Annotated in this window: 11 protein-coding genes; 6 read left to right on the top strand and 5 right to left on the bottom strand. The window is 69.6% G+C overall.

Annotated features, from left to right (window positions below):
* Positions 1-239 precede the first annotated feature (239 nt).
* The 5 genes from WS51_RS30465 (at position 240) to WS51_RS01920 (ending at position 5462) form a co-directional block, all read left to right on the top strand.
* Positions 240-2309, top strand: a complete 2070-nt coding sequence (locus tag WS51_RS30465; RefSeq protein WP_081333517.1) for a collagen-like triple helix repeat-containing protein — start codon at positions 240-242, stop codon at positions 2307-2309.
* Positions 2310-2429: 120 nt separating this feature from the next.
* The gene (locus tag WS51_RS01930; RefSeq protein ID WP_059503793.1) at positions 2430-3713 is read left to right on the top strand and encodes an isoprenylcysteine carboxylmethyltransferase family protein; all 1284 of its coding nucleotides are present in this window, start codon (positions 2430-2432) and stop codon (positions 3711-3713) included.
* A 190-nt stretch (positions 3714-3903) separates the two neighbouring features.
* Positions 3904-4053 carry a hypothetical protein gene (locus WS51_RS31860; protein ID WP_155623299.1) on the top strand — a complete coding sequence of 50 codons (150 nt, stop codon included), beginning with the start codon at positions 3904-3906 and terminating at the stop codon, positions 4051-4053.
* A 104-nt stretch (positions 4054-4157) separates the two neighbouring features.
* The gene (locus WS51_RS01925) at positions 4158-4835 is read left to right on the top strand and encodes a histone acetyltransferase (protein WP_081333516.1); all 678 of its coding nucleotides are present in this window, start codon (positions 4158-4160) and stop codon (positions 4833-4835) included.
* Between the two features lie 54 nt (positions 4836-4889).
* On the top strand, positions 4890-5462 hold the full coding sequence (locus WS51_RS01920; protein WP_069228508.1) for an NADPH-dependent FMN reductase: 573 nt from the start codon (positions 4890-4892) through the stop codon (positions 5460-5462).
* Between the two features lie 29 nt (positions 5463-5491).
* Here WS51_RS01920 and WS51_RS01915 read toward each other — a convergent pair whose 3' ends face one another.
* Genes WS51_RS01915 through WS51_RS01900 form a run of 4 tightly spaced genes read right to left on the bottom strand, consistent with a single transcriptional unit; the run spans position 5492 to position 10573 of the window.
* Positions 5492-6121: a DUF2894 domain-containing protein gene (locus tag WS51_RS01915; RefSeq protein ID WP_069228507.1), complete on the bottom strand. Its 630-nt coding sequence runs from the start codon at positions 6119-6121 to the stop codon at positions 5492-5494.
* Positions 6118-6762, bottom strand: coding sequence for an OmpA family protein (locus WS51_RS01910; RefSeq protein WP_059452119.1), 645 nt, complete (start codon positions 6760-6762; stop codon positions 6118-6120). Before WS51_RS01910 ends, WS51_RS01915 begins: the two co-directional genes overlap by 4 nt.
* 3 nt (positions 6763-6765) lie before the next feature.
* Positions 6766-9813 carry a DUF802 domain-containing protein gene (locus WS51_RS01905; RefSeq protein WP_069228506.1) on the bottom strand — a complete coding sequence of 1016 codons (3048 nt, stop codon included), beginning with the start codon at positions 9811-9813 and terminating at the stop codon, positions 6766-6768.
* Between the two features lie 10 nt (positions 9814-9823).
* A complete protein-coding gene (locus WS51_RS01900) occupies positions 9824-10573 on the bottom strand; it encodes a DUF3348 domain-containing protein (RefSeq protein WP_060023290.1) in 750 nt (249 codons plus the stop codon).
* Positions 10574-11026: 453 nt separating this feature from the next.
* Here WS51_RS01900 and WS51_RS01895 point away from each other — a divergent pair, with 453 nt between their 5' ends.
* Positions 11027-12238: a DUF1444 domain-containing protein gene (locus WS51_RS01895; RefSeq protein ID WP_069228505.1), complete on the top strand. Its 1212-nt coding sequence runs from the start codon at positions 11027-11029 to the stop codon at positions 12236-12238.
* A gap of 153 nt (positions 12239-12391) precedes the next feature.
* On the opposite strand, the gene WS51_RS01890 is transcribed toward WS51_RS01895, so the two are convergent.
* Positions 12392-13030: a LysE family translocator gene (locus WS51_RS01890; protein WP_059452115.1), complete on the bottom strand. Its 639-nt coding sequence runs from the start codon at positions 13028-13030 to the stop codon at positions 12392-12394.
* Between the last annotated feature and the right edge of the window lie 152 nt (positions 13031-13182).

Below are 13182 nucleotides of genomic sequence, written 5' to 3'. Positions count from 1 at the left end.
GCCGCGCCGGGTCGAACGCTACGTAACATCCGGCCCGGCGTTACGGTTCCTTACGGGAACATCACGGCATGCCCATCCGCGCAGCGGGTGCGCCCATCTCGCGAAACCACCATTCCTCCGTTTAAATCGCGCCGATATTCCCGATTCCCGCAACAAAGCGCGGGTGTATTGCGCGGAAGGTGTCATGGCGCGGAATTTGCAGTAATCGGCCCGACACAACTTCCAATGTCGAGGCCACCATGCACCATTACTTGAAGAAGACGGCGGTATCGCTGGCCGTCCTTTCGCTGCTCACACTGTACGGCTGCGGCTCCGTCGACGGGCCCGTCACGCCGACGATCAAGCCGAGCACGTCGGGCGGCGGCGGTAGTTCGGGGACTTCGGGGACTTCGGGGACTTCGGGGACTTCGGGTACCTCCGGCACGTCGGGTACCTCCGGCACCTCGGGTACTTCGGGTACTTCCGGCACCTCGGGAACCTCGGGTACTTCGGGTACCTCCGGCACGTCGGGTACTTCCGGCACCTCGGGTACTTCGGGCACTTCCGGCACCTCGGGTACTTCGGGTACTTCGGGTACTTCGGGTACTTCGGGTACTTCGGGTACTTCGGGTACTTCGGGCACTTCCGGCACTTCGGGCACTTCCGGCACTTCCGGCACTTCGGGCACTTCGGGCACTTCGGGCACTTCGGGCACTTCGGGCACTTCGGGCACTTCGGGCACTTCGGGCACTTCGGGCACTTCGGGCACTTCGGGCACTTCGGGCACTTCGGGCACTTCGGGCACTTCGGGCACTTCGGGCACCTCGGGCACGTCCGGTACCTCGGGCACGTCGGGCACGTCGGGTACGTCGGGTACGTCGGGTACGTCGGGTACGTCGGGCACGTCGGGCACCTCGGGCACCTCGGGCACCTCGGGCACGTCGGGCACCTCGGGCACTTCCGGCACCTCGGGCACCTCGGGCACCGGCGTCACCCCGCTCGGCAATGTCCTTCAGCAGACCGGCACGCTCGTCACGGCACTCGGCACGACGGTCGCGAACGGCGGTGCGCAGATCGGCGGCGTGCAAGTCCCGGGCACGAACCCGACGACGGCCAGCAGCATCGGCAACGCGGTCACCAGCCTCGGCAACGGCGTGCAGTCGCTCGGCAACGGCGTCGCGGCCGGACTCGGCTCGATCGGCGTGTCGCCGAATCCGCTCGGCCCGACGCTCACGTCGGCCACCGGCCTGGTAACCGGCATCGGCGGCGCGGTCAACAATCTCGGCAACGCGGTGACGAGCCTCGGCACGGGCCCGCTGTCGCCGCTTGCGCCGGCGACGACCCTCGTGGGCAGTCTGGTCAACACGGTCGGCACCGCGGTGAACTCGACCGCATCGGCGCTGAACACCGCGCTGAACAGCGCGCCCGTCCAGCAACTCGAGACGCAACTCGGCAGCGTGATCAACCCGATCACGAACACGCTGACCGGCGGCGTCACGACGCCCGGCGCCACGCAGACGCTCGGCGGCGTGACCATGCTCGGTGCCCCGCTCAACAGCCTGCTGAGCACGCTCGGCAGCGGCCTCGGGCTCGCCGGTTCGCAAATCGGCAGCGCGACCGGCAACCCGGTCGGCACGAGCGCCGGCAACAGCGTGTCCCAGCTCGGCAACACGGTGGCATCGGCCGGCGGCCTGCTGTCCAGCGGCAGCGGCAGCTCCAGCAGCGGCACCAACCCGCTCGCGCCGATTACCGGCCTGCTCGGTACGCTGACGGGCGGGCTCGGCGGCGGCAGCAGTTCGAGCGGCTCCGGCGGCACCAGCGGCACGAGCGGCACCAGCGGCGGCCCCCTCGCGCCGATCACGGGCCTCCTCGGCACGGTGACGGGTGCGCTCGGCGGCCTCGGTTCGAGCGGCACGGGCGGCACCAGCGGGACGAGTGGCACCAGCGGTACCAGCGGCTCGGGTATCGGCGGCCTGCTTGCACCGGTCACCGGCCTCGTCAACGCGCTGACGCCGCTTGGCGCGAGCCTTACCGGCACGGTCACGACGCCGGGCGGCAGCCTGACCGGCAACCTCGGCGGTGCGCTGACGAGCGGCCCGGTCGGCACGCTGACGGGCTCGCTGACGTCGCCGGCCGGCGCGCTCGGCGCAGTCGGCACGGCCAGCCCGGGCGGCGCGGCCGGCACGGTGACGACGCCGTCCGGCAGCGGCAGCGTCACGGCCGGCCTCACGGGCAGCTCGAACGGCGGCAGCACGGCAGGCGCGACCAACCTGCTGTCACCCGTGACGAACCTGCTCGGCGGCCTGCTCGGCGCCACGCCGAAGAAGTAACGCTTCACGTATCAGAACTACAGGCCAATGGCCGGGCACATACCAATCCAAAGCCCGGTCGACGGCCGGCGCCACCCGCCAAGCGGGGGCGCCGGCCCTCATCCCGACGAGGATCCGATCATGAATTCCACGCTCGACGGCATCGCCGCGGTCCAGGACCGCCCGCCCCGTTCCGCCACGCCATTCCGCGCCGGCCTGCTCGGCATCGCGGCCGGTCTCTTCGCGCTGTGGATCACGCGCGACCAGCCGAACCTCGACGCGGCCGCGCGCGCGGTCATCGCAAGCCTCGCGATCATCGGCACGATCGCGCTGCACGAAATCTTCATCTCCCGCGTGTACCTGCGCCCGAGCGCGGGCCTGTCGCGACAGGCCGTACGCCCGCTCGGGCTCGCGCGCGTCGCGACGCGGCTCGGCGCGCTGACGTCGATCTACGCCGGCATCGGCATGATCTACTGGCTGCTGCCCGAATATCACGGCGCGTTCTACCTGCCCTTCTGGTCGCTGCTGCGCTCGCTCGCGCCGTACGTGATCGTCGCCGCGCCGTTCTACTTTGCGTGGATGGATCGCCACCAGCGCGAGACCGACGATGCATACCTCCTGTGGGGCCGCTACCTGTTTCGCCGCGAGAAGCCCGCGAGCTGGCAACCCGTGCGCGAGATGCTCGCCGGCTGGGGGGTGAAGGCATTCTTCCTGCCGCTGATGACCGTCTACCTGTCGAAGGACGCCGATCACCTGAGCGCGTCGCTCGCGAACGCGCTGCACGCGCCGATGACGCTCGCGACCTTCGTGTTCCTGTACGACCTGTCGTTCACGATGGACCTGATGTTCGGCACCGTCGGCTATCTGTGCACGTTCCGCATCCTCGACAGCCACGTGCGCACCGTCGAGCCGACCACGCTCGGCTGGGTCGCCGCGCTGATGTGCTACCAGCCGTTCTGGTCGCTGATCTCGAACAACTACATTCGCTACGAAGGCTCGCTGTTCTGGGACAACTGGCTGCTGTCCGCGCCGACGCTGCGCGTGATCTGGGGCGCGGCGATCATCCTGCTGCTGATGACCTATGCGCTGTCGACGATATCGTTCGGACTGCGTTTCTCGAACCTCACGAACCGCGGCATCATCACGTCCGGTCCGTATCGCTTCACGAAGCATCCGGCGTACATCACGAAGAACCTGTCGTACTGGATGGTCTCGGTGCCGTTCGTCGAGCCGCTCGGCTGGCAGGTCGGGCTGATGCACTGCGCGGGGCTCGTCGCGGTCAACCTGATCTACTACACGCGAGCGAAGACCGAGGAGCGGCACCTGATGCGCGATCCCGACTATCGCGCGTATGCCGAATGGATCGCGCAGCATGGGCTGTTCGCGCGGATCAGGCACGCGTTCGGGGGGCGGCAGGCGGTGTAAGACGGCGAGCGACTTCGACGAACCCGCCCCTTGCGACCAATTGTCGCGAAACACCGCGATTCTCCGCGTTTCGTCGCTTTTCTCCGTCAGTCCGATTGCCCGCCGCGTGCCCGTCGCGTATGGTGCTGACCGTCCGCGCGCCCGTCGCCCGGACCTCCGACCGTCGTCCCGCACGACGGCCGCGCGGGCCGTGCCCGCCATCACCGTCTCCGCGGCACAGCGTTCGGCGCCGCGCATTCATGAGGAGAGAGGCGTGATCCACAAAGTCCTGATCCTGTTCGCACTCTGCATCGCGGGCCTCGCCGCGATCGCCGCCGGTTTCCAGCACATCCCCAGCTGATTCGCGGCCCCGGCTCGCTCGCCGAGCCCGGGGGCCGCTGCCATTTTCCTTCCCGTTTGCGATGAAATCCTTTCTCGATGCGCCCGGGACGGGCGCCTTTTGCCATGCGTATCGACGTACAGCATTCCCAGCACGACATCGACGATGAACTCGACACGCTCTACGCGCGTCTGCACCAGCCGGGCCATCGCCTGCACGGGCTGCCGGCCGTCGGGCTCGGCGATTCGGGCCTGATCGTGCGCCACCGCGAGGCCGACGGCGAATACTTCCTTTACGTCGAGGATCCGTCGACCCGGCAGCTCGCCGGCTACACGATCTTCAACCGCCTGCCCGAACTGCCGCGCCGCGCGGACCGCTACCTGCGCGCGCCGCACACGCGGCTGCGCGGCTCCGCCCAACGCAAGGGACTCGCGACGACGCTGTATCGATGGGGGCTCGACGCGGGCCTTTGCCTGATCAGCGGCGCACGTCAGTCGGTCGGCGCGGCGCAGCTGTGGAACGCGCTCGCGCACGACTACCGGCACGGCTTCGTCGACGTCGAAGGCCGCGCGCTGCGCTATCTCGGCGAAGCCGTCGCGGACGACGTCTACGGTGCACTGCATACGCGCCGGCTGTTGCTCGGCAACGGATGGACACTCGGCGACCTGGCACGCGCAACCGGAATGATCGACACGCTGGCGGCCGCGCGCCAGGACGCGAGATTTCCACGGGAAGGAAACGAATGGCGCCACCTGCGCCGTGTCGCGAACGCGCGCGCCGGCGCTCACGCACCGATGCGATAATCCGTCGGATCCGCGCGGCGTCGCCGCGCGTGCCACCTTCCCCTACGCTCGTCGATGGCTACCGAACCCCGAACCGATTCCGAGCGCCGCATCGAGATCGTCGCGCTGTGCGGCAGCCTTCGCGCGCAGTCGTACAACGCGGCGCTGCTGGACGCAGCCGCACGCATCGCGCCGCGCGGAATGCGCATCACGCGCTTCGATCGTCTCGGCGAATTTCCGCTGTTCAATCCCGATGCCGAATATCCGTCGCCAGCCGCGGTGCGCGACCTGATCGAGCGGCTGAACGCCGCGGACGGCATGCTGATCGCGAGCCCGGAATACGCGCACGGCGTGACGGGCGTAATGAAGAACGCGCTGGACTGGGTCGTGGGATGCGAAGCCGTGGTGTACAAGCCGGTCGCGGTATTGAACGCGTCGCCGCGTGCGACGCATGCGGACGCGGCGCTGAGGGAAACACTGTCGGTGATGTCGGCGCATATCGTCGAGCGCGCATCGATCACGCTGCCGATCCTCGGCAGCCAGCTCGATGCGGCGGGCATCGCCGCGCATCCGCCGTTCGCGTCGGCGCTGACCGACGCGTTGCACGCACTGCGCGCGGCAATCGACGCGCAGGCGCCGCAGCGCTAGACGGCGAGCGGCGTGGCTGAGAGCGTGTGCTATCGCGCCTTGGCGCGCGTGGTCTTCTTCGCGGGTTTTGCCGGCTTCGCGGCCTTCGCGCGCGGCGCTTCCTTCTCGGGCTGACCACCGCCGCCGGCGAGATCCTCGAGCCACGCCAGCGCATCGACGTACGACAGGAATTGCTGCAGGTATTCCGGCGACAGCTCGCGCATCGTCGCGAGCGACCGATGCACGAGGCTATTCGAATTGAGCGGCCCCGCGTTGCGCGGCACCTGGTCGAGCGACTGGCGATACTGCTGTTCGGTGCGCACCTTCGACCACGTCGTGCGGAAATAGTCGATCAGTTCGGGATCGATCCCGCGCCGATCGGCCTGCGCATCGCGCGCGAGCTGCTCGACGAGGCCGCCGAGCAAGCTGCGCGCAGGCGCGTTCGCTTGCACCGTCTCGCTCACGACTGCCGTTTCACCGGCTCGCGAGACGATCTGCGCAAACCCTTCCAGCAGCGTCTCGAGCCGCGCGTCGAGCAACGCGCGCGCGTCGCCGTCGAGCGCGGCCGCGCGCTTCTCGAGCGCGTCGGCCCGATGGAAGCGCACCGGATCGAGCCGGTCGGCGCCCTGCTCGCGCCATGCGTCGAGCGTTGCGCGCACGCGGGTCGCGTCGCCCGTCACTTCGCCTTCCCTCCGTTCGATGCGCTCTTGCGCGGCACCGGCGCGATTTCCACGCGGCGGTTCTTCGCGCGGCCTTCATCGTCCGCATTCGAGCTGACCGGCTGCTCGGAGCCGAACGCGGCCGCGAATACCGACGGCGCCGGCACCCCGGCGTCGATCAACGCACGCGTGACCGTCAGCGCGCGCTTGGCCGACAGTTCCCAGTTGTCCGCGAACTGGCGGTTGCCGGCGCGCACCTGCTGGTCGTCGGCGAAGCCGCTGACCATCAGGATCTCGTCGCGCGTCTTCAGGTACGCGGCCAGCGGCGCGGCGAGCGTCTTCAGCAGATCGCGCCCCTCGGGCTGAAGCTGGTCGGAGTTCAGCGCGAACAGCACATTGCCGCTGATGCCGATGCGGCCGTTCACGAACGTCACGCGGCCGGCCGCAAGCGGCCCGGCGAGCGCCTCTTCGAGCGACTTGCGCTGCTGCGCCTCCTGCTGGCGCGCGCGCACGGCCTCCTCGAGCTTCGACGTGAGCTGCAGCTGCATGCCGATCACGCCGACGAGGATCAGCACGAATGCGCCGAGCAGCACCGACATCAGGTCGGCAAACGCGGGCCACACCGGCGCGGAAGGCGCGCCGTCGTCGATTTCGTCGTGCATGCGTTACGCTCCGACCGATGCCCGCCGACCGGCGATCTGCTGCAGGTCTTCGACAATCTGCTTCTGCGACATCATGCTCAGGTCGATCACCTCGCGCGCCTGCGCGACGTAGTACTCGAGTTGCTCGTCGCTGCGCGCGAGCGATTTCTCGAGCGCGGCCTCGATGCGCTGCAGATGGTTCAGCAGCTTGTCGTTCGATTCGCCGAACACCTGCACGGCCGCGCCGAACGCATCGCCGAGGCTGGCGACCTCGACCGCCCCCGCCGTGACCTGCGCGGCCACCGAATCGAGCTTGCGCGTTTCGGCATCGACGGCGTCATTGAAGCGCGCGCCGACGCGCTCGAGCAGGTCTGCCGACGTGCTGACGAGCGCGTCGATCGCAGCGCGCTGGTCGGTCGATGCGTGGTTGACCGCGCCGAGCAGCGTCTCGAGCGTCGCGAGCAGGCGGCTGCGCTCCTCGAGCATCGCGGTGTCGCGCACCATGCTGTCGGACAAGCGCTGGCGCAGTTCGGCGACGACGTCGGCCGCGGCCTTCGGCGCTTCGGATGCGGCTTGCACGAGGCGCGAGATTTCGTTGATCGTGTCGCTCGCGTGCACCTGCGCCTGGGCGGTGATGTCGTTCGCGGTGCGGGTCAGCGCGTCGCAGATGTCCTGCTGGCGCGTCGCGGCCTGTGCGCTCGTCCGCGCCCATTCGTCACGCAGCGCGGCGGCCATCGCGGCCAGCGAGTCGTTCCATGCTGACAGGCGTTCTTCGTCGCGTGCGGCCAATTGCGTTTGCAGGCCCGTGTGCGATTCGCGAATCGTTGCGAGCAGATCGTTCGAGCGTTGTTCGAACGTGGACGCTTGTGTCGCGAGATCGCGCGTGGTTTGTGCGAGCGCATCGCAGATTTCCTGCTGACGGCCCGCGCTGTGCACGCCCGCGCGCTGCCATTGTTCGCCGAGCTTCGCGGCCATCGCGGTCAGCGATTGGTTCCACGTCGCCAGACGTTCTTCGTCGCGTGCCGCCAGTTGCGTTTGCAGGCCCGTATGCGAATCGCGAATCGTTGCGAGCAGATCGTTCGAACGTTGCTCGAACGTGGATGCTTGTGCCGCGAGCTCGCGCGTCGTTTGTGCGAGCGCGTCGCAGATTTCCTGCTGACGGCCCGCGCTGTGCACGCCCGCGCGTTGCCATTCTTCGCCGAGCTTCGCGGCCATCGCCGCCAGCGATTCGTTCCATGCCGCCAGACGTTCTTCGTCGCGTGCGGCCAGTTGCGTTTGCAGGCCCGTATGCGAATCGCGAATCGTTGCGAGCAGATCGTTCGAGCGTTGCTCGAACGTCGACGCTTGTGCCGTAAGCTCGCGCGTCGTTTGTGCGAGCGCGTCGCAGATTTCCTGCTGACGTCCCGCGCTGTGCACGCCCGCGCGCTGCCATTCTTCGCCGAGCTTCGCGGCCATCGCGGTCAGCGATTGGTACCACGTCGCCAGACGTTCTTCGTCGCGTGCCGCCAGTTGCGTTTGCAGGCCCGTGTGCGAATCGCGAATCGTTGTGAGCAGATCGTTCGAACGTTGCTCGAACGTGGATGCTTGTGCCGTGAGCTCGCGCGTCGTTTGTGCGAGCGCGTCGCAGATTTCCTGCTGACGGCCCGCGCTGTGCACGCCCGCGCGCTGCCATTCGTCGCCGAGCTTCGCGGCCATCGCGGCCAGCGATTCGTTCCATGCCGCCAGACGTTCCTCGTCGCGCGCAGCCAGTTGCGTTTGCAGCCCCTCATGCGACTCGCGCATCGCGGCGAGCGCCGCGCTCGAATGCCGCTCGAACGTCGCGGCGGCGTCGCCGAGCGCCTTCGCATGCTGGCCGGCCAGCGTCTCGCCAACCTGCTCCTGACGCGCGAGCGCATCGCGCCACGCGTCGGACAACCGGCTTTCCGTCGATTCGAGGCGCGTCGCAACACCGTCGAGCAGCTGCGTCGAGCGCTGCGCGAACGTATCGGTGAACTGGCCGAGCGTCGTCTGCAGCTGCTGCGCGACGGCATCGCCCGCGCGACGCTGGTCGTCGAGTGCGCGGCTCCAGACGGCCGTCACGTTCGCGGTGGTCTTCTCGAAACCGTCGCTCAGCCCGTCGAGCTGACGCTGCACGGCGCCCGTCACGGTATCGCGCAGCGCGGCCATTTCCTGCGCGAGCCCCGCCATCGTCGCCGCGACGACCGGTTGCAGCGCGGCGCCCGCCACGCGCGCGCTCTCGGCGGCGCTTTCCTTCAGCGCATCGCCGACGTTCGAGGCCAGGCCCGCGTACGCACGCTCGGTTCGATCGAAGAACGCCTGCTGACTTTCGATCTGGCGGTCGTGCAGCGCGACGCTGCGCGCCTCGAGCGTCGTCATCATCGTCTGCAGCCGGTCGACCAGCGCCGGCATCACGTCGGCCTGGCGCTGCAGCAGCCGGAACGATTCGTCGCGCTGGTGCGCGGACGAATGCACGCGCAGCGTCGTCGCGATCTTCGCGTCGAGCTGCTGGCCCGCGTCGAGCCGTTCGCGGCGCACCAGCGCGGACAGCAGCCCGAGCATCGCGGACGTGGCGACACCCGCGATCGACGTGCCGAATGCGAAGCCGAGACCCTTGACCGGCGCGATCAGCGACGCGCGGATCGCGTCGAGGTCGGTCGCGCTTTCGAGCGCGGCGCCCGTGCCCTTCAGCGTCACGACCATCCCGAGCAGCGTGCCGAGCATGCCGAGCAGCACGAGCAGGCCGACCAGATACGGCGTGAGCGACGGGCCCGGCAGCGCGACGCGCGCGCCTTCGACACGCGCGCGCACGGCGCCGCGCAGGCCCGGCGGCAGCGTATCGAGCCATGTCTCGAGCTTCGCCGGCGGTTCCGTCAGGCCCGCCACCGCGCGCGACAGCGCGGCGGTGGCCTGCCGGTAGCGCTGCAGCTCCCAGGCACCGGCGACGTAGCACGCGCCGATCAGCAGCGTGACGGCCGTCGCGAGCGGGTTCGACGCGACATAGCCGGCGCCGATCCAGCACACTGCGAGCAGGCCGGCGATGAAGACAACGAGATCAAGACGAATTCTGGACATAGCGTAGGAATTAGCAGGTACGAAGGGCCGCGAGCAGCCCGTCTACCGTTTGAAACCGGACTTCGAGTTCGGCGAGCAGGATGCTTTGCATCTCGTCGCGGAACGTGTCGAGCCACGTGCCGGGCACGATCGCCGGGGCCGACGGCGCGTCGCCCCCGGCAGCGGCGTCGGCCGCCGCTTGCGCGTCGGCCAGCGCCTGCCGTTCCGCGTCGCGCAGCCGCTCGAAGCGCGTGCCGAGCAGCGCGGGCACGGCGGACAGCAGGCTGCGCTCGCGCGCGCCGAGCACGCGCTCCATGATCGCGTCGAGCGTCGCGAGCCGCGCCATCCCGGGCGAGCGCGCGGCGATCGCGACCCGCAAGCGGCCACGCAACTGGCCGATCGCGGTCTCCATTTCCTGCTGGAGCGTCAGACAGCTCTGGCGAAAATCCGCGAAGTCGGCCGTGTCGGCGGGCGGCGGCGGCAGCTCGCCGGGACGCCGCCGCGTGCGCGGGCGGTGGGCAGCCGTGATCGCCTGCGCGAGATCGTGGCGCACGCGCGCGCAGTCACGCTCGGCGTCGTAACCGCGCACGCCGGCCGCGACGCCGGGCGGGCTCGCATTCAGCGCGGAAGACAGCGTGATCGCGTCGGTCCAGCCGAGCCACTGGCTCAGGCGGTCCGACAGCGTCTGCCGGGATTCCGCGACGTCGGCATCGGTCAGGCGCGCGAGCAGCCGGACGAGCGTCGGGCCGCTCAGTGCCGGGCGCGGAGATGCTTGCACCATGCTGCAAACCGTCAAAAAAGGCAGCAGTTTACACGTCGTCGCGAGGTCGGCCGCCAGAATCGGGGAAGCGGCCCGGCACCGCACGCCGCGCAACCGGCCCGAACGCCCGCAGCACAAGGCTCACCGGCCGATCGCACGGATTTCCCGGTGCGCCGGCCCGCGCCGGCCGCGCGTGCGGACGCCTTCGGAACGCGCCCCGGCGGGCGCGGGTTCACGCCGGATCATCATGTTCGCCGACGTACGTTTTCGTCGCGGACGTGCGGTACCATCGCGACACCCGCCACGCGATTCGCGACCGATGCGCGCCCGCGCCGCCCGGCTACCGGCGCGCGGGCCGCCGGATGCAGCATGGATATCCGGCCGATATCCGCGGGCCGCAGGCGGCGCCCCGGCGACGGGTGCCGCCGCCCATGACAACGACCGATAACAGACGGGCCTGCCCGACCGCTCACGATGCTTTCCGACTTCGTCGCGCGCCTGCGCGAGCGCTTCAGCAAGCCGCCTACGCGGCAGGACTTCGCCAACCGCCTGATCGCCGCGCTGCGCGCGACCGGCGACACGCGCGAGTGGCTTCACGAGGACGACAAGGGCCGTCTCGTGCAAGCGGATGTCCCGTCGAACATCATCAACCTGCACAACCTGTTCCGCGACTACGCAAACGCGAAGCCGGCCGAGCGCGAGGCGACGTTGCAGCGCCAGGCGAGCGCGATGATGCAACACGAGATTCCGGCGAACTTCGCGGATGTCCGCGCGCGGCTGCGCCCCGTGATCCGCAGCGCGACCGAGCGCGGCACGGTCGCGCTGCAGCTGGCCGGACAGCCCGCCGCGTCGGAAGTCGCGTTCCGGCCGCTGTGCGAAAACCTCGAGATCGGCATCGCGTACGACGGCGAATTCAGCGTCGCGCGGCTGACGAGCGCGCGGCTCGCCGAATGGGGCGTCAGTTTCAACGACGCATGCGACATCGCGATCGACAACCTGCGCGGTGTGTCGTCGGCGCCGTGGGCCGCGTTGCGCGACGGCGTGTTCCTGTCGCAGTTCGGCGACTACTACGACGCCGCGCGGCTGCTGCTGACCGACCTGCTGCACCGCCAGCCGATCTCCGGCGCGCCGGTGGTGATGGCGCCGAACCGGGCCGTGCTGCTGCTCACCGGCGACCGTAATGCGGCCGGGCTCGCGACGATGGTCGAACTCGCGGAACAGGCGCGCGCGCAGCCGCGTCCGCTGCCGCCGCTGATGCTGCGCTGGGACGGCGCCGCGTGGCGGAGTTTCGTCCCGGCAGGGCTGGAAGCGAAGCTGCACGCGTTGCGCGTGGACGAGCTCGCGGGCGACTACCAGGATCAGCGCACGCTGCTGGACGATCTGCACAAGCGGGAGGGCATCGACGTCTTCGTGGCGTCGTACACCGTGTACCGGCGGCACAACGGCGAGCTGTTCAGCGTCGGCGTGTGGAGCGACGGCGTGCCGACGCTGCTGCCCGACACGGATATCGTCGTGCTCTATCGGGAAGCGACGCGGCAGTCGGCCCACGTGCCGATGGCCGCGCTGCGCGACGCATGCGGCGACCTGATGACGGCCACCGCGCACCAGCCGGTGCGGTATGAAGTGACGGCGTTTCCGGATGACGCGCGCTTCGCGGCGCTGCTCGAGCGATTTCCGGCGGTGTGACGCGCGCTCGCGCGGCGACGGGCGACCATTCGGAGTCGGGGCACGCCACGCCGCGACGCCGCCTCGCCGCCTCGCCGCTATGCGCAATGAGCGGCCGTGGCCGCCTGCCTTCCGGGCAGGCAATGGCGGCGCGCCGCGGCGCACCGCCTGCCGTCAGATCCCCGCCTTCGGCGCGTTCAGGATCAGCCGCAGGCCGAGCAGCGTGATCGCGCCGGCCGCGACGCGATCGACCCACTTCTTCGCGCGCAGGTAGAGCTCGCGCGGCCGGCGCGTCGAGAAACACAGCGCGACGATCGTGTACCAGCCGAATTCGACGCCGAACACGAGCGGCGGCAGCGCCAGGTAGCACCAGAGCGGCGGATGCTGCGGCAACAGCGCCGCGAAGATGCTGCCGTACCAGATTGCCGTCTTCGGGTTGCTCAGCTGGGTCGTGAGGCCGGTCCAGAACGACTTGCGCGCGCTGCCGGCCGCGACGGCGTGCGAATCGTCCATCGCGATCGGCCGGTCGGCGCCGCGCCAGATCTTCGACGCCATGTAGATCAGGTACGCGCCGCCCGCGAGCTTCAGGCCGACGTACAGCCATTCGACCGCCTGCAGCAGCGTGTACAGGCCGGCCAGCGCGACGCCGCCGAACGCGATCCCGCCGACGCCCATGCCGAGTGCGGTCGCCAGCCCGTCGCGGCGCGACAGCCCGATCGAGTTGCGGGCGACCAGCACGAAACTCGGGCCCGGAATCATCGCGCCCAGCCACAGCGCGGCCAGAATGGCGAGTACGGCAGCCGATGCAGTCATCGAAGTCTCCTTGATCAGCGACGGCGAAGCGCCGGCGGCACCTGCGCGCCGATTCCCGACGTTGAAGCGGATGATTCTGGCACGCTTCGCCGCCCGCCGAAAGCACCCTTGCGCTGCTATGCTGGGTGCCGTTCCCGCCATCGCGCCACGCT

It is taken from the genome of Burkholderia territorii (genome assembly GCF_001718335.1).
Classification (GTDB): Bacteria; Pseudomonadota; Gammaproteobacteria; order Burkholderiales; family Burkholderiaceae; genus Burkholderia; species Burkholderia territorii.
Note: the sequence above shows the minus strand (reverse complement) of the source record. Positions and strands in the feature narration are given on the sequence as shown.

What these genes read in the sequence shown, in the direction of transcription:
- WS51_RS30465 (WP_081333517.1), top strand. Translation starts at nt 240, where the DNA reads ATGCACCATTACTTGAAGAAGACGGCGGTATCGCTGGCCGTCCTTTCG.
- WS51_RS01930 (WP_059503793.1), top strand. Translation starts at nt 2,430, where the DNA reads ATGAATTCCACGCTCGACGGCATCGCCGCGGTCCAGGACCGCCCGCCC.
- WS51_RS01925 (WP_081333516.1), top strand. Translation starts at nt 4,158, where the DNA reads ATGCGTATCGACGTACAGCATTCCCAGCACGACATCGACGATGAACTC.
- WS51_RS01920 (WP_069228508.1), top strand. Translation starts at nt 4,890, where the DNA reads ATGGCTACCGAACCCCGAACCGATTCCGAGCGCCGCATCGAGATCGTC.
- WS51_RS01910 (WP_059452119.1), bottom strand. Translation starts at nt 6,762, where the DNA reads ATGCACGACGAAATCGACGACGGCGCGCCTTCCGCGCCGGTGTGGCCC.
- WS51_RS01905 (WP_069228506.1), bottom strand. Translation starts at nt 9,813, where the DNA reads ATGTCCAGAATTCGTCTTGATCTCGTTGTCTTCATCGCCGGCCTGCTC.
- WS51_RS01900 (WP_060023290.1), bottom strand. Translation starts at nt 10,573, where the DNA reads ATGGTGCAAGCATCTCCGCGCCCGGCACTGAGCGGCCCGACGCTCGTC.
- WS51_RS01895 (WP_069228505.1), top strand. Translation starts at nt 11,027, where the DNA reads ATGCTTTCCGACTTCGTCGCGCGCCTGCGCGAGCGCTTCAGCAAGCCG.
- WS51_RS01890 (WP_059452115.1), bottom strand. Translation starts at nt 13,030, where the DNA reads ATGACTGCATCGGCTGCCGTACTCGCCATTCTGGCCGCGCTGTGGCTG.